This window comes from Sodalis sp. RH24 (assembly GCF_047324145.1).
In the GTDB taxonomy this organism is placed as follows: Bacteria; Pseudomonadota; Gammaproteobacteria; order Enterobacterales; family Enterobacteriaceae; genus Acerihabitans.
The window spans coordinates 4,404,567-4,420,764 of the sequence record NZ_CP178729.1; the positions used below are offsets into that span (position 1 = coordinate 4,404,567).

At 58.3% G+C, this 16,198-nt stretch carries 13 protein-coding genes; 8 read left to right on the top strand and 5 right to left on the bottom strand.

The genetic code is table 11. From position 1 onward, the window contains the following. Positions 1-58 precede the first annotated feature (58 nt). From ACL2XG_RS20025 to ACL2XG_RS20040, 4 genes are read right to left on the bottom strand one after another with little or no spacing between them, the layout of a single operon-like run. A complete protein-coding gene (locus tag ACL2XG_RS20025; protein WP_413721457.1) occupies positions 59-1,198 on the bottom strand; it encodes a response regulator in 1,140 nt (379 codons plus the stop codon). Continuing rightward, complete coding sequence (locus ACL2XG_RS20030) at positions 1,191-2,288, bottom strand: HDOD domain-containing protein (protein ID WP_413721456.1); 1,098 nt, start codon at positions 2,286-2,288, stop codon at positions 1,191-1,193. The genes ACL2XG_RS20025 and ACL2XG_RS20030 overlap by 8 nt, the downstream gene beginning before the upstream one ends. Next, positions 2,279-3,394: a sensor histidine kinase gene (locus ACL2XG_RS20035; protein WP_413721455.1), complete on the bottom strand. Its 1,116-nt coding sequence runs from the start codon at positions 3,392-3,394 to the stop codon at positions 2,279-2,281. Before ACL2XG_RS20035 ends, ACL2XG_RS20030 begins: the two co-directional genes overlap by 10 nt. Continuing rightward, positions 3,372-4,496 carry an FIST N-terminal domain-containing protein gene (locus tag ACL2XG_RS20040; protein ID WP_413721454.1) on the bottom strand — a complete coding sequence of 375 codons (1,125 nt, stop codon included), beginning with the start codon at positions 4,494-4,496 and terminating at the stop codon, positions 3,372-3,374. The genes ACL2XG_RS20035 and ACL2XG_RS20040 overlap by 23 nt, the downstream gene beginning before the upstream one ends. Positions 4,497-4,823: 327 nt before the next feature. On the opposite strand from ACL2XG_RS20040, the gene ACL2XG_RS20045 reads away from it, so the two are divergent. Continuing rightward, on the top strand, positions 4,824-6,479 hold the full coding sequence (locus ACL2XG_RS20045; RefSeq protein ID WP_413721453.1) for a methyl-accepting chemotaxis protein: 1,656 nt from the start codon (positions 4,824-4,826) through the stop codon (positions 6,477-6,479). 185 nt (positions 6,480-6,664) lie between these two features. Here the strand turns inward: ACL2XG_RS20045 and ACL2XG_RS20050 are convergent, their stop codons facing one another. Continuing rightward, entirely contained in the window at positions 6,665-7,465 is an 801-nt protein-coding gene (locus tag ACL2XG_RS20050) for a (S)-acetoin forming diacetyl reductase (protein WP_413721452.1), read from the bottom strand. Between the two features lie 539 nt (positions 7,466-8,004). Here ACL2XG_RS20050 and ACL2XG_RS20055 point away from each other — a divergent pair. The 7 genes from ACL2XG_RS20055 (at position 8,005) to ACL2XG_RS20085 (ending at position 16,194) form a co-directional block, all read left to right on the top strand. Further along, positions 8,005-9,675: a methyl-accepting chemotaxis protein gene (locus ACL2XG_RS20055; protein WP_413721451.1), complete on the top strand. Its 1,671-nt coding sequence runs from the start codon at positions 8,005-8,007 to the stop codon at positions 9,673-9,675. Between the two features lie 235 nt (positions 9,676-9,910). Then, positions 9,911-11,065: a porin gene (locus ACL2XG_RS20060; protein WP_413721450.1), complete on the top strand. Its 1,155-nt coding sequence runs from the start codon at positions 9,911-9,913 to the stop codon at positions 11,063-11,065. Positions 11,066-11,306: 241 nt separating this feature from the next. Continuing rightward, entirely contained in the window at positions 11,307-12,629 is a 1,323-nt protein-coding gene (locus ACL2XG_RS20065; protein WP_410013521.1) for an MFS transporter, read from the top strand. Between the two features lie 20 nt (positions 12,630-12,649). After that, positions 12,650-13,810, top strand: coding sequence for a mandelate racemase/muconate lactonizing enzyme family protein (locus tag ACL2XG_RS20070; RefSeq protein ID WP_410013522.1), 1,161 nt, complete (start codon positions 12,650-12,652; stop codon positions 13,808-13,810). Beyond that, the gene (locus ACL2XG_RS20075; protein WP_410013523.1) at positions 13,804-14,703 is read left to right on the top strand and encodes a dihydrodipicolinate synthase family protein; all 900 of its coding nucleotides are present in this window, start codon (positions 13,804-13,806) and stop codon (positions 14,701-14,703) included. The genes ACL2XG_RS20070 and ACL2XG_RS20075 overlap by 7 nt, the downstream gene beginning before the upstream one ends. Next, the gene (locus tag ACL2XG_RS20080) at positions 14,700-15,593 is read left to right on the top strand and encodes a 2-dehydro-3-deoxygalactonokinase (protein WP_410013524.1); all 894 of its coding nucleotides are present in this window, start codon (positions 14,700-14,702) and stop codon (positions 15,591-15,593) included. Before ACL2XG_RS20075 ends, ACL2XG_RS20080 begins: the two co-directional genes overlap by 4 nt. Next, the gene (locus tag ACL2XG_RS20085) at positions 15,583-16,194 is read left to right on the top strand and encodes a 2-dehydro-3-deoxyphosphogluconate aldolase (protein ID WP_413721449.1); all 612 of its coding nucleotides are present in this window, start codon (positions 15,583-15,585) and stop codon (positions 16,192-16,194) included. Before ACL2XG_RS20080 ends, ACL2XG_RS20085 begins: the two co-directional genes overlap by 11 nt. Positions 16,195-16,198 lie beyond the last annotated feature (4 nt).

Here is a 16,198-nt window from a genome sequence, read left to right on the forward strand (position 1 = left end):
TGCCGCGGGGAGAAAACACAGGCTAAGCCATTTTCCCCCGGGGAGCCTGGCGTGGATCTTAAGACGCCGTGGCGTCCGGCCGTCCACGCACCCGGATCGGCTCTTTGACGGCATTTGCGGCGAGGAGGCGTTGAAGCGCGGATATGGCGGTGTCGGTAAGTTCATGACCTTTGGTCAGCACCATCAAACCGTTGGTGGTGCGGATATCTTCGTCTACCACCCAGCCGGGCATCAGTTCGCTAAAGCGCACGGTGCGGGCGCCGGCCACGTTAGCGCGAAAATCAGCCAGGGCTTTGATGATGTACTCGGGGATCGCCGGGCGCGCCGCGCGCAGGATTTCCCACGGGCGTTCCAGGCTTTGCCCCCGCGCCGCGTGGCGTTCCAGTTCAAGGGCGGCGCGCAGCAGGTGGGCGCCGCGGATAACCTCCAGGGGAGCGTCTGGCGCGGCCTCACGGGCCTGGTGGCGGATAATCCCGGCCACCAGTTCGAGGCGGGGAATGTGCTCAACCAATCGGGCGGCGACATCCGGGTGTTCCTGGAGGAGTTTTTTTTCGTCCTCCGAGAGTTTTCTCTGGGCCACATCGGCCTGGACGATGTCGGCGGGGACGCCCACACAGCCGATTTGGCTCAATGAGGCGGCGATGGTGTATAGCCATCCATCAGGCCACGCCAGCTTGGGCAGCGCGTGGATGACACAGGACTGGGCGAAAGCCGACCGCTGGAAAGCCCATGGCGCGACCATGGCGAGGACCTCAGTCAGCGTTTTGACCGACGCGGTGAGGGTGGTCGCCAGCAATTCTTTTTCCGCGCAAACGAGACGGTATTGACCGACCGCGTCATTGAGCGCCGAAACCAGTTCCTCCCTGGGGCAAGGCTTGCAGAGGTAGCGGAAGATGGCGCCCTGGTTGATGGCCGCGATGGAGGATGCCAGGTCGGCCTGTCCGGTGAGCAGGATCCGCACGCTGTCGGGGGCGACTGCCCGCACTTTGGACAGGAAGGCGGCGCCGTCCATGCCGGGCATGCGCATGTCGGACATGATCACGGCAAAACGCTCGCCCGAGGACACGGCGCGCAGGCCGGCTTCACCGCTGAGAGCCACCACCACGTCGAATTCATTAAAGAGACTGCGCTCCATCGCGGCGAGCACATTGGGTTCATCGTCTACGCACAGCACCCGGGGCAAGGCGGTTTCAGTCATCAAGCGTCTCCTGCGTGTGGGCGAGCATCTCCTGCCACAGGGGCAGTTTATTCAGCACGCCGGTTTGTTCGAGATAATCCAGATCGGGAATACTGTTGTTGGCGAGGGCGACCGCGACATGCACGGCGCCGGTCACAGCGAAGGCTTTCTCCGCGGAGCGGGAGGGCTCGACGTGATAGGCCACGGCTTCCACGATGTCCATGGGCAAGCCCCACAAGGCCAGCAGATAGGCGCCTACCGCGGCTTGCATTGGCGTGTTGCCGCGGGTGGCGGCGACCTCGCGGCCAGGCTCCCTCAGTTCGGGGATAAGCCGTGCGATGTTGGCGAGCAGGGCGGCGGTCGGCTCCAGTTCCTGGTGTCCGGAAATGCGGGCGGCCAGGGTGGACGCGAGCAGCGAGGTCCGCTGTAACCGGTCCACATAAGGGTCCGTACTCGCATCCGCAAAGATCTGGGAAGCCAGGACCAGCAGTTTCACCTGATCCAGGCCCAGGCGGGTGATGGCGTTGCCGATATCATGAATGCGACCGCCTCTGCTGAAGAAGGCCGAGTTAGCCAACTGCATAATCTTGACGCTCAGGGCGGGGTCACTGCCCAGGAGCCCGGCGATGCGTCGGGTATCGCCGCCGGCGCTGGCAAGGAGGCGGCATACTTCGGTAAAGACTTTCGGGGCGGCCGGCAGGCTGCTGATGCGGCCCACCGCCTCGACCACCGCCGGGTCTTGAAACAGGGCGCGCAGGGCCAGGGCGCCGCCCACCATCGCCAGCAGCGCCGTGCTGTCACAGGGTTTGGCGACAAACCGGTGGGCCACGTCCACCATGCGCAAGGTGGAGCTGGCCTCGGAGTAGCCGGACAGAATGATACGTATCGTGCCCGGCCAGCGGTCGCGTACCCGCGTAAGCAATTCAGCGCCGTCCATGAGCGGCATGCGCATGTCGGACACCACCACGTCGGCCGGCTCTTCCTCCAGCATCGCCAGCGCTTCCTGGCCGCTGGTGGCGAAGCGGCACTCCCATTCGGTGTCTTGCAGCACAAGCGCCCGCTCAATGCCGGAGAGTACCCGGCTTTCGTCATCAACGAACATCACTTGCATGCCGGGCACTCCTCTTTATCGCAGTGCAGGGGCAGTTGCAGGATGAACGTTGAGCCCACGCCTTCTTCGGACTCGCAGAAGACGCGGCCGGCATGTTTGTCCACCACGGTTGAATAGACAATGGCGAGACCTTGGCCCGTGCCTTTGCCCACCGCTTTGGTGGTGAAGAAGGGATCGAAGATGCGATCGCGGATCCCCACCGGGATGCCGCCGCCATCGTCGGTCACCCGGATCTCCATATATTCGCCATTGCGCGCCGCCGATACGATGATGTGGCCTTTCTCCTTGACGCCTGCCTGGATGGTATCGGCGATGGCATGGGCGGCGTTCACCACCAAATTGAGAATGGCCTGGCCAATCATGTCGCGCAGAGACGGCAGCTGCGGCAAGTCATCCTCGAAACGCGTCTCAAGTTCCGCCACGTATTTCCATTCGTTGCGCGCGACGGTCGCAGTGGTATTGATGACCTCGCGCACATCCACCCATTCCTTCTCATCCTGGGCGGGATGGGAGAATTCCTTCATGGCGGACACGATCTTGGCGATATGGCCAAGGCCCTCCAGCGATTCGTCCAGGGCGCCCGGGATCTGGCGGCGCAGGAAATCCACTTTGGTGCGTTTGAGGATCGCGTCGAATTCCGCCATGACGGATTCCCCGGCCATTTTCCCGCGCGCGGCCTCGGCCAGCGCCAGGGCGGCGTCCAACAGACTTAGCAGGGAAACGGTGGCGCCTTTAACGAAACCCACATTGTCGGAGACGTACTGGGTCGGCGTATTAATCTCATGGGCGATGCCGGCGGCGAGTTGGCCAATGGACTCCATCTTTTGTGCCTGAAGCAGCTGAGCCTGGGTCAAGCGCAACTCGGACAGGGCTTTTTCGAGCTCGCGCCGTTCGTTTTCCAGCTCCAGGGTCTTGCGCGCGACCACCTTCTCCAGGCCCACATTCTGCTCCAGGATGGCAAAAGGCGTCGCGTTGCCGCGCCTGGCTTCTTGTGCGATGCGGCGCTTGAGGACCTCGATGGTCTTGTCCCGGGCGGCGAGCTTGCGCTCGTATTCGCCGGCGGACGCTTGCGGACAGGCTTCATCAGGCAATGTTCTGTCCTCCAATGGCGACGCCCGTGAATGTCTGCGTCACGTGCACGCCGTTGTACTGCTCGCCGTAGGTGGAAAATCCCACGACATTATTCTGCTCCATGATGCTGCCGATCTGCTGTTCCAGCCCTTCCTGCTCGAACTGGATACGGCGCAGGATGCAATCGAAGCCAATGATGGCCGCAGGCTCGGGAATGGTCTCGCGGACCTTGGCGAAAGCCTGCTTGAAGGTTTGGACGGGATCCTTCGCTTTGCCGACGGCTACGATCAATCCCTCCTCGATGGCGCAGTAGCAGGTGAGAGAAAGGTCTTCGTTCCACCGCAGGATGGAGCGGATGTAGGGCTCATCGCCGAAGGAGAGCACCAGCGGGTTGCGGGAGAATACCGTCGGCGTCAAGTCGCGCACCGTCAGGCCCAGGGCATCCGCGTAAGCCTGGGCGGCAGGTTCGCCATTGATCTCCAGGATGAGCCTTTTCTCAGGATCGGCCCCGGTGATGACGAGTTCCACCTCACTGGGCTCGAAGTGCTGGACCTTGAAGATGGTGATGGGCGCGTTGGTCTCTATAACGGCGAATACCGCCGCGTCGGAAATAAAATGGCCATTGCCATCATAAACGTGCGTCTTCTCGAATCGCAGGTTATCGCCAGCGGAACCACCGACTATGGGAATGTTGCCGATCTGCTGATAGAGGTTCGCCGCCAGGCGTTCTTCGGCCATAGAGAGGCCGTCTACCAGCAGCAGCCCGAAGCGCTGCAGGTTCGGCCTTACCTTGCAGTCGAGGCGAATGGCTTCGGCGATGTCGGCCACCAGCGCGGTGTAGTTGGTCAAAGGTTGAATCAGGAAGGCGCGGGTGCGAAAGTTGCCGTCCAGTCCGAGACCCAACAGCCCGGAGTGCTGGAAGCCTTCCTTGCCAATCTGTCCGGAGGACGTGCAGCCGATGCAGGGACAGGAAAAGGCGTTCTTCAATTCCTGGCCCAGGATGTCCAGGTCGTAGTCAGGGGAGCAGAAGAAAAGAACGGTATCGATGCCTTCATGGCCAAGCTGGCTGGCAAATTCGGCGACGGCCTGGCGCGGGTCCGGCGACTCGCTGCTGGCGTAATGGAATTGATCATTCATGACAAGCTCTCCCAATTCTGAGTAGAACTTTCGCCTGCGATCCCGCGTTCGTTCGATTCAAAATTCTTTGGTTTATAGCGATGGGAAGAGATTAGGTCTTTGCGGCAGAGATAGCAACCGTGTTGCGGCCAGGGAATAGCCTGCGTCGTCGCGGTTTGACTTAAGGGCGGCGGGGTAACGTTAAAAGTTAAAGTTTCCTGGTTTTTGGTCGTTAAGTACTCATTGTCAATCATTGTGTCCGGCCACAGAACCTCACGTCGACGACGCACAACGATCCACTGCGCCCGCTCCCGGTGTTGCTGTTTCAGTTATGGAAAATAATCATTAATGAAGAATATTTCAGTACGACTTGCGTTGACTGGCGCAATTTCCATTTTCGCTCTGATGATTCTGGCGATTTCCTGCGCGGGCCTGTTTGCGCTCACGCGCTCAAACGACACGACGGAGTTCGTTCACCAGGCCGACAGCCGGGTGATCCTGATCAATGATGTCTATAAAGATTCCGCGCGTACCCGCGCAGGCTTTGCCCTGGTCTATGCCAGCTTGCTGAAAGAAGGCAAGGCCGATGACTGGATTTTCAAAAACATCGAGAAGACCCACGGGCGCATGACGGCCAATATCCAGTTATTCAAAGACCTTCCCGTATTGCTAGGCAGCGATGAGGCCATCAAGACTGAACTGGTGGACTCGGCGCATGCGCTCAGCCAGCTTCTCGACCAGGCGGAGCATCTGCTGCAGGTGGGGGATGTGCAAGGCTATTACGCTATCAACATACAGGATATCGACAAAGCCGGAGGGCGGTTTTCTACCTCGCTGGAGAAATATCAGAAAAACACCCGTGAAACGGTAAACGCGCTGGCGCAGATGCGCAACAGCGAATACCGCCAGTTGCTGTGGACGATGACCATCGTATTGCTTATTGCCTTTATGATAACCCTTACCGTGTTGTACGTGTTGCGAAACATCATACTGCGACCATTGAACTATGCGATTGTGCAACTGGATGCGGTCGCCAAAGGCGATTTAACCGCCGACATACAGGTATCAAGCAAAAACGAAATCGGTAAATTGCTTTCCGCCATCAGCGGCATGCAGCAAAGCCTGATGCGTCTGGTCACGCAGGTCCGCCTGGGCGTCGAAGAGATCAACACCGGTTCCAAAGAAATTGCGGCAGGCAATACCGATCTGTCGTCTCGCACCGAGGCGCAGGCATCTTCGCTGGAAGAAACCGCTTCCTCGATGGAACAGCTCGCCTCCACCGTCAAGAAAAACGCCGAGAATGCGCGCCAGACCAGCCAGCTTGCCGCCAACGCGTCTCAAATGGCCGAGTCCGGCAGCAAGGCCGTATCGGAAGTCGTCCAGACCATGAACGAGATTTCCTCCAGTTCCAGCAAAATTTCCGTGATTATTTCGGTTATCGACAGCATCGCGTTTCAGACCAATATACTGGCGCTGAATGCGGCGGTGGAGGCCGCGCGCGCGGGCGAGCACGGCAAGGGCTTTGCGGTAGTGGCAAGCGAAGTACGCACGCTGGCCCAACGCTCCGCATCTGCCGCCAGGGAGATAAAATTGCTCATAGAGGACTCCGCGGCCAAGGTCAATATCGGCGCCGGGCAAGTGGAGCGCGCCGGCGCAACCATGCATGAAATCGTGTCGTCAGTGAAGTGCGTGACTGACACCGTGGCGGAAATCTCGGCGGCATCGCAAGAGCAATCCGCCGGTATCGACCAGGTTAACCTGGCGGTTTCGCAGATGGACGGCGTCACGCAGCAGAATGCCGCGCTGGTGGAAGAGTCCTCAGCGGCCAGCGCCTCGCTGATGGGGCAGGTACGCCTGCTTCTTGATACTATTCAGGTGTTCAAATTGCATGAACCGCAAGGGCGGCAGGAAGAGAACCGGCAAAACGGCGCCAAAGCATCGCCGCGTCGTGCCGCTAAGCCCCTTGATAACCCCAAGGATAATGCCGGCTGGGAAACATTCTGAAGACGTTATCCCCCGAGCGTTACACGGGGGCCCGCCCCTGTTCGCCGGGACGGAAAAGTGACCGGGCTTAAGGAGCCATCAGTCGGGAAAAATGTGTCCGGATGGGTACGCTCCGCGCACCGCCGGCTTCGGCGCGCCCGCCTGTTAACGTGCGGGCGCGCCTCGGTTTTTTTATCCATAGACTATCAGTTGAAGACCATGCCGCCATCAATAATCAGCGCTTGTCCAGTCATATAGTCTGAGTCGGGTCCCGCCAGATAGGATACGCAGGCCGCCACGTCTTCCGGCTCGGATATCCGGCCCAGCGCAACCGTTTTCGCCCACTGTTGCAGACCCCACTCCAGGGACTGTTTATTTTCATCGGCGACTTTTTTAGCGATGTTTTCCATCATCGGCGTACGCACAATACCCGGGCAATAGGCATTGACGGTAACGCCCAGTTTAGCCAGGTCGCGCGCCGCCGTTTGAGTAATGCCGCGCACGGCGAACTTGGTGGCGCCATAGACCGCCAGATCAGGGTTGCCGACCTGTCCCGCCTGGGATGAGGCATTGATTATCTTGCCGACGATGTCGCCGGGATTGGCGGGTGCCCTGGTTTTGAAATGTTTAAGGGCGGCTTGGATACCCCAATAGACGCCACCCACATTCACGTCAAAAACCTTATGGTAGATTTCCGGCGTAATATCCTCAAGCGGCGTTGTCGGGCCTAAACCTGCATTATTAATCATGACATCAAGCCGGCCGAACGTCGCCACCACCTGGTCGACAGCGGATATGACATCCTCGCGCTTCGCCACGTCCACCGCCACGGCCAGGGCTTTGCCGCCGGCGGCCTCGATCAATGCCACCGTCTGTTTCGCCGTCTCGGCGTTAAAGTCCAGACTGCCGATAGCAAAGCCATCTTTCGCCAGGCGCAGCGCAATGGCTCTGCCAATACCCTGTCCGGCCCCGGTCACAACCGCGACTTTCTTGCTTGAATCGACCACTGTATCCTCCTGGGTCTCTGGTTTACATGCAAAACCGCTGCGTAAACGGCTTCTGATTACTCTTATCGAGTATCTAGGCATAGCAGAAAAAAAGACTTTATCCTGGCATAAGTCATTAACAGAAACAGAATAGTTGGGAATTTTGCAATTAAACACAGGCGTAAATACCGCGGCGGCCGCCGGTCGATATATTTTCCCTATGAGATAATACTGAGGGGGAATGGGCGATGATGATGCCTTGAGTGGCTTAAAGCTGTTATTTATTAATATCATGAGAATAGGCGGGCTAAATGTACGCTTAAGCGGCTTGGCTTTTAATGACCGGCGTAGGCATTCATACGAATCATTCACATTCTAACTCTCTGTTTTTGAGCTGATTTCCCCCCCCTTGCTATAAAGTTTCGCCCACATAAACCGATACCTATAAAAGCTCAGATCAGCCAATTGATAAGGCGTGGGTAATATTTTATTTACAACTGATTGGCTTATAACGTCTATGCCCGGATGTCAGCATAGAAATGATGAATAGGAGCAGTTTTATGAATTTTTTTAAAAACAGCAGTATCAGAGTGATATTAATCATCACGCTTGGATTTTTTTTGCTTCTCTGGGGCGGTGTTGCGGCATTTACCCTATCGTCATTGGGCCAGGTCACTCATCTTTTGACTGTCAGTGAAGATCAGAAAAAAGATATTGATATCATTACCCGTGGTAACGACCAATATTTCCGCACCGTTACCCGGTTGGCGCGTACTATGGATTATAGCCAGACGGGAGAAACGGCCGATGCCGATAAGGTATTGGCCTCCGCCGCGGTGGCGATGAAAAACTCAGCGGATGCGCTGGCTGAATTCAAATTGCGCCCTCATCCCTCCATAGACGCCGCGGTGACCGAAAACATGATCGCGACGTGGTCGCGTATGGTTTCCCAGGGACTGGAGCCGTTATACCGCGCGGTGCAGAACAAGGATATTGAACAATTTCGTCAGGTTTTCAGGATGCAGTATCCCCCGCTCAGCCTCGCCTTTGGGCAGGCGGCGGAAACATACAAGTCCGCGGCCATGTCGGACCAAAGCGCGCGGCAAATGGTAGTGATGGTTGACAGGTGTAAGACCATACTCATTGCGGCCATTATCGCCGGCGTAGTCATACTGCTCCTCACCGATCGTTATCTCGTCAATTATATGATTAAACCCCTGGGCCGTATTAAGGCGCAGTTGCATACGCTATCAGAAGGACACTTGGATGATGCCATCGTCGATGTTGGCCGTAACGACGTTGGCTCGCTGATTCCTGATCTACAGGAAATGCAGCGCAACCTGATTCGTACCGTCACCGCTATCCGCGATGGGTCGGCCTCCATTTACCAGGGCGCGGGTGAAATCAGCCTGGGCAACACCGATCTCTCATCGCGCACCGAACAGCAGGCGTCGGCGCTGGAAGAAACGGCGGCCAGCATGGAGCAGTTAAGCGCCACGGTGAAGCAAAATACCGAAAATGTCATGCAGGCCAATAAGATGGTGCAAGATGCCGCGGATACCGCCAGACAGGGCGGCGCAATAGTCGATGACGTGGTGTCAACCATGATAAGCATCACCACCAGCTCGAAAAAGATCGCCGATATCACCGGGGTGATTAACGGCATTGCTTTCCAAACCAATATCCTGGCGTTGAATGCGGCGGTGGAAGCGGCCAGGGCCGGCGAGCAGGGCCGTGGTTTTGCCGTGGTGGCGGGGGAGGTGCGCAGCCTGGCCCAGCGCAGCGCCCAGGCAGCCAAGGAAATAGAAGGGTTGATCGCGGAGTCGGTTGAGCGGGTGGATACCGGCTCCAGGCAAGCGTCCCGCGCGGGTGAAACCATGCATAACATTGTGCAGGCGGTGACCCGGGTAACCGACTTGATGGGCGAAATTTCTTCGGCGTCGGAAGAACAAAGCCGCGGCATCAGCCAGGTGGGCAATGCGGTGGCGGAAATGGACGGCGTAACTCAGCAAAACGCGGCGCTGGTCCAGGAATCGGCCGCGGCGGCGGCCTCGCTGGAAGAACAGGCCCGGATGCTGACGGAAACGGTCGCGGTATTTCATCTGCCGCAGGCTGCGGACGCGCGCAATGGCGGCGATAAGATCAACCGGGTTGCTAGCCGGGCCACTCTTACCCCAGCACAAGCGGCGGCCAGGCCCGGCAAGGCCAACAATAACTGGGAAACGTTTTAGTCCCCCGCCGCACATTCCCGCCCGCACTCTAAGGGCGGGAATCTTCGGCGCGCATCCCTTTCTCCTCTACGCCTGTTAATTGCTTCACTATATGAAGCAATATCGCCAATGAATTTATGACTCCTCTCACGCAACGCGCATGGGCGATAGCTTCCCGTCCGCGCCGGCATACACTGCCGGATACCCGAGCTTTTGCCGGGAATAATGCCGCAATTTCCAGAGGAATAATAAAATAATGGCCCTACAAAAACCGACTGTGTTCTTCAGCGCAGTATTGTTGAGTCTGCTTGCCCTGCCTGATTTGGCCAGGGCGGATATCATGCTGCTTAACCGAAATAATAATCTGCCTATGCTTAACGGGGTGGAATGGCAATTCGGCGGCCTTATCCGGCCGCAATATCGTAATAAAATGGGCTCGGCCGATGATCACACCTATATGCAGCGGGGATATGACAGCGGCAGCTTTGTTCATACTTCTTTAAATTATTATCTCAATGATGATATTAATCTATTATGGTATTACGAAGTCGGTATCGATATCTTTAATGAGCTCGGGGCCGGCAGCCATTTTGATCATAATAAAGATACCACCTTCACCCGTAAACATTATGTTGGTATCGCCAGCAAGACCTATGGAACCTTGACCTTCGGACAGCAGAACAGTGTCTTATACAGTGTTATCGGCGCCAAAACCGACGTATGGGATAATGATATGCACGGTCAAGGGTCGAACAATGGCGTCAACGGCAATTATGATGGTTCCTACCGCGGTAAATATTTGCTCAAATATGTCCAGGACGCGGGACCGGTAACCCTGAGCGCCAGTTGGGACGCGCCGGTGAATGATTATTATATCAGAAGCGACAATGTCCGTTACCAGCGCCAAACCGGCGGCGCCGGCGGCATGGATTACCATATCGCCAAGGATTTGACGCTCAGCGCCGCCTACAGTTATACCCGGGCTTATATCATCAGCCGCGCCCCGAGGGGGGATGGCGCGGATACAGCGGGTTATAATCAACAGATAACCGGTATCGCGGCGCAATGGAAACCGGATAACTGGACTTTGGCGGCAACGGCCGGGTATTACCATGATTTTATTCCGCGGCGTACCGCCAGGGTGCCGACGGCCTATTTTGAAGGGCAGGCGCGGGGGTGGGAATATATGGCGTCGTATCGGTGGCCGGTGGCCGCCCGGGCCATTACCGCCGTCAAGCCTTATATCGCCGGCGATGGGATGCGCTGGGAGCATTACCAGACGAACCACACCTACCTGGGGATTGCCGCGGAACTGCCCCATGGCTTCCAAATTGATTATGAACGCACCTTCAGCAATACCACGGATAACCAGCCGGATGAAAACTGGGTCCGCCTCTGGTATCGGTTCTGATAACACCCCCCTTATTCAATCGAGATGAGTACTAACGCAATCCAGGGCTGTTTTGGCAAATGCTTCACCATATGAAGCAATTTCCGCATGGGTTTTATGACTGCTCTCACGCAACGCCCACGCGTAGTGGCTTGTCGCCCGCCGCCGCCTACACTGCGGGTTATGCGGATAAAACAGCTGCCCAGGCCTGCCGGTGTCCCGATGTACCGCCAGGCATATGACGTTTCGTTCAGGAGATAAAATGAGCAATTCCATCACTCACCGGACAGAGGACTATCCGGCCGAGACATCAAAAACAAAAAGACAACGGACGTTTAAAATCATGATGTCGGCGGGCGTCGGCCACTTTATCGAGTGGTTCGACTTTGGCCTTTACGGCACGCTCGCGGCCATCATCGGCAGCAACTTCTTTGCCAGCAATGACCCGACGGTGGCGCTGCTGAAATCCTTCGCGGTGTTCGGTTCCGGTTTTTTAATGCGTCCGCTGGGCGGCTTTTTCTTCGGCTCGATGGGCGACCGGCTGGGGCGGCGGAAAGTCTTGGTGACGGTGATTGTCATCACGTCCTGTTCCACCTTCGTGATGGGCATTCTTCCCACCTATGCGCACGTCGGCATACTCGCGCCGGTGCTGCTGGTCTTGACCCGCCTGGTGCAGGGATTCGCCGCGGGCGGCGAGAGTTCCGGCGTTATCACCTATCTGGCGGAAAGCGCGCAGCCTCATCGCCGGGCCAGCCTGACCTGCTGGAGTGAAAATTTCAGTTTTATGGCGTTTGTCTGCGGTTCCGGGCTGGTGCTGTTCCTGACCCACCAGTTGGGGGAGCCGGCGATGAACGACTGGGGCTGGCGCATTCCTTTCCTCCTGGCCGCGCCGCTGGGGCTTGGCGGTCTCTATATGCGCCGCAATATGGAAGACTCCGCCGAATTCCATATGCTGCAAAAATCGGGAAAACTGGAACACTCCCCGCTGCGTACCACGCTTACCACCTCCACCCGCGCCTTGCTGTTTTGCGTCGGTTTTGTCGTGGTGAAGGCGGTGAGCAGTTGGGTATTGCAATCTTTTATGCCCAGCTATCTCTCCACCTATTTGCATTATTCCCATACCGATTCCTATCTGATCACCATGCTCGGTCTGTTCAGCGTCGCCATCGTCATGCCGCTGGCGGGGTATCTCTCCGATCGGTGGGGACGCCGGCCGCTGATGCTTATCGGCTGCGGCGGTTTTATTCTGCTGACCTACCCGGCGATGATGGTCATGGAGCAAGGTTCGGTGGCCGTCTCCATCGTCGCCATGAGCCTGCTCGGCATGCTGGTCGCCTTATTTAACGGTGGCTGCGGCGCGGCAATGGCGGAGCTTTTCCCCACCGCGCTGCGTTACGGCGGCATCGCCATCGCCTACAACATGACGGTGGCGGTCTTTGGCGGCGTAACGCCGCTGGTCTCGGCGGGGCTTATCTCCGCCACCGGCAATCCGTTGTCGCCCGCTTTTTACGTCATGCTGACCGCGCTTATCTCTTTTGTCGCCGTGTGCCTCGCCAAAGAGACCGCAGGCAAAAAACTGGATTAACCCGCAAAACCGGAGTGGATATGAAGATCGTCGACGTACAGTGTTTCCCGTTAAAAATCAAACCGCAGCAGATTTATCTTGGCGGAGATCCGGATGGCGGCGGGGATTACTACTATCGCCCTGAATACCGCTGCGTCTATTCACGCAAAATGGAAACCTGCCTGGTGAAAATAACCTGTGATGATGGCCATGTGGGGTGGGGCGAAGCGCTGGCCCCGGTGGTGCCGCAGGTGGTCGCGCAGTTGATTACGCACCTGTTTAAACCGCTGCTGCTGGGAGCCAGTCCGTTTAGCAGCAATGTCCTCAACGCGCAGATGTACAACTCAATGCGCGATCGCGGCCATACCGCCGGCTACCATATTGATGCGCTGGCGGCGGTGGATATCGCGCTGTGGGATCTCAAAGGGCATATTCTGGGGCTGCCGCTCCACCAGCTGCTTGGGGGGAGCTTTCGCGCGCAGGTTCCCTGCTATGTTTCCGGTCTGCCGCGCCCGACCGTCGAAGCCCGCTGCGAGCTGGCCCGGCAATGGCAGGAGAAAAATTTCAATGCCGTCAAGCTGGCGCTGGGCTATGGCGTCGACGAGGACCTGGAAAATGTCCGCGCCATCCGGCAAGCGCTCGGGCCGCAGGCAACCCTCTTTATCGACGCGCACTGGAACTACAGCGTTCACGAGGCGGTAAGGCTGGCGGAAGGCCTTAAAGCCTGTGACGTCGGTTTTCTTGAAGCGCCGCTGCTGCCCGAGGATGTCGCGGGTCATCGGGAATTACGCCGGAAAAGCGCGGTGCCGGTGGCCCTTGGCGAAACAGAGCGTACCCGCTATCAGTTCCGTCCTTATATCGAGCAGCGCGCCGTCGACATTCTGCAACCGGATGTGGGGCGTACCGGCATTACCGAGCTGATGCATATCGCCGCCCTTGCCGAAACCTGGAACCTGCTGGTGGCGCCGCATCTGAGCGTCGGCCTGGGTCCTTGTATCGCCGCCTCCATCCACGTGGCCGCCGCGCTGCCCAACTTTTTTATGCTTGAGTTCCAGCCGCCGGTGTTTGACCTGGCCAACAGCCTGCTGCGCCAGCCCCTGGTTTGCCGGGACGGCCACTATGCGCTGCCCGCGGGGCCTGGCCTGGGTATTGACATCAATGAAGACAAAGTACGTGAAAATCACTGGAGTGACGCATGTTAAAAGGTAATGTTCCGATACTGGCAACCGCTTTTGATAACCAGGGGGAGGTCGATCTCCCCGCCATTGTTAAACTTGTGCGCTTTTTGCTTGAGCAGGGTATCGACGGTTTGGCGCTGTTTGGCAATGCCTCGGAAGGCTATGCGCTGACGGGGCAGGAAAAAGACGCGATTTTTAAGAGCGTAAAGGCCCTGACCGGAGACCTGCCGTTGGTGGTTGCCACCGGCGGCGCGGCGGCGCCGGTGGCGATAGAGGAGATTAAACGCGTTGAGCGCTGGGGCGCGGAGGTGGCGATGATCAATCCGCCGTCGGTGGTAAAACCCGGCCCGGACGAGATCTACCGGTTCTACCGCGACATCTGCCGACAGAGCGATATCGAGATCATGATTCAGGACGCGCCGCAAATGACCGGCGTCAGCTTTCCGGTTCCCACGCTGATAAGGCTGTGTGAGGATTTCCCGCAGATTCGCTACATCAAGGTAGAACAGCCGCCCACCACGCTGAAAATCAGCCAGCTTAAGGCCGCGCTGGGTGACAGGGTCGGGCTTTTCGGCGGGCTCAACGCCGGTTTCTTATACGAGGAACTCGCGCGGGGCATTGTCGGCACCATGCCCGCCTGTGAATTTCCCGAGGTGATAAATGCGATTTTGCAGGCCTGGGAACAACATGACAAGGAGGCGGCGCGGGCGCTGTTTTACCGTTATTTGCCCTTCCTGCGCTATGGCGTGCAGCCAGGATTGGGTGTGGCGGTGCATAAAGAGATATTGCACCGCTCAGGACTGTTCGCCACCGCCGCGGTGCGCGATCCGGCAAAGGGGCTCGACGAGACGACGCGTCTGGAGCTGCAGGAGATAACCGACCATCTGCCGCTGGCGATTTTGGCACGGGCGCAATGAACTACATTGCCGTCGACTGGGGGACCAGTAATTTTCGCGCCATGCGCGTCAAACAGGGCAGGGTGGTGCGCGCCGTGCAGTCTGAAAAAGGCGTCGCCCGCTGCCGGCGCGAGCAGCTGGGCGCAGTGTTGCGCGAGGAGCTATTGCGGCTGGGCGATGAGTACGACGAACACGTGCCGGTTATCCTGTGCGGCATGATCGGCAGCAATATCGGCATAGTGGATGCCGGTTACCTGGCGCTTCCGGTCAGCTTTCATGATTTGACCGCCCGCGGATTGCCGCTGGAAAACGTATTGCCCAATCCCGTCACCGTGCGCCCGGGCATCTGCAGCCGCGAGGAGCACGAAATCTGCCGCGGCGAGGAGATACAGCTGGCAGGAGCCTTAAGCATCAGCGACGCGCGGATATTCGCCGCCGTGGGCACCCACAGCAAATGGATAACCGTTGATCGCCGGCAGCAAAAAATCGTCGGCCTGCGCACGCTGATGACCGGCGAACTGTACCACCTGGTGCTGAATCATTCGGTGGTCGGCAAGGGGCTTGGCGAGCAGGATTTTTCCGAGGACATTTTCCGGCAGGGGGTGGAAACCGCCGAGGCCATTGACCGGGGCGACAGCACCCTGCTCAGCGAACTGTTCCGCTGCCGGGGGCGTTATATCCTTGGCGAATTCGAGGCCGCCTTTGCCGCGGCCTGGCTATCCGGCCTGCTGGTGGGCCATGAAGTCTTGACCGGCCATGCGCGGCACGAAAGCGTGTGCTTCATCGGCTCCGCCATCCTGCTTGAACGCTATCAGCGGGCATGTCATTTACTTCATCTTCCCTGTACCACTCTCGCGGCGGAAGAGGCGATTATCACCGGATTGAATGAGGTATTCGACGATGCTGTTTAATGGCAATGTCATCGCCATCCTGCGGGGCATAACCCCGGCCGACGTTATTGCGCAGGTCACCGGCCTGGTGGACAGCGGTATCAGCGATGTGGAAATTCCCGCCAATTCGCCGGACTGGGCGCAAAGTATCCAGGCTATCAAACGCCACTTCGGGCGACAGGTGAATCTCGGCGCGGGCACCATCATCACCACCGCGCAGGTGGCGACCTGCGCGCAGGCCGGCGCTGATTATGTCCTCACGCCCAACCTTGACGAAAACGTCGTCCGTGCCTGTCAGGCCCAGGGGCTGGAAACCTGTATCGGCGTGTACACCAGTACCGAGATTTTCGCCGCCAGCGCGCTTGGCGCCAGCGCGCTGAAAATCTTTCCGGCGGCGGCGCTGCCGGCAAATTGGCCCCAGCTTATCAAGGGGCCGTTTTGCCATGCCACTCCCTTTTGCGCGGTGGGCGGCATTGATGCGGACAATATGGCGGACTATCTGCGGTATTACGATAGCGTGGGCATCGGTTCGGCGCTGTACCGGCCTGGACAACCGCCGTCCCTTACCCGCCGGCGCGCCGTGGCGCTGATGGGGCGAAGTCCGGCCGGCCCCGCCCTGTAATGCC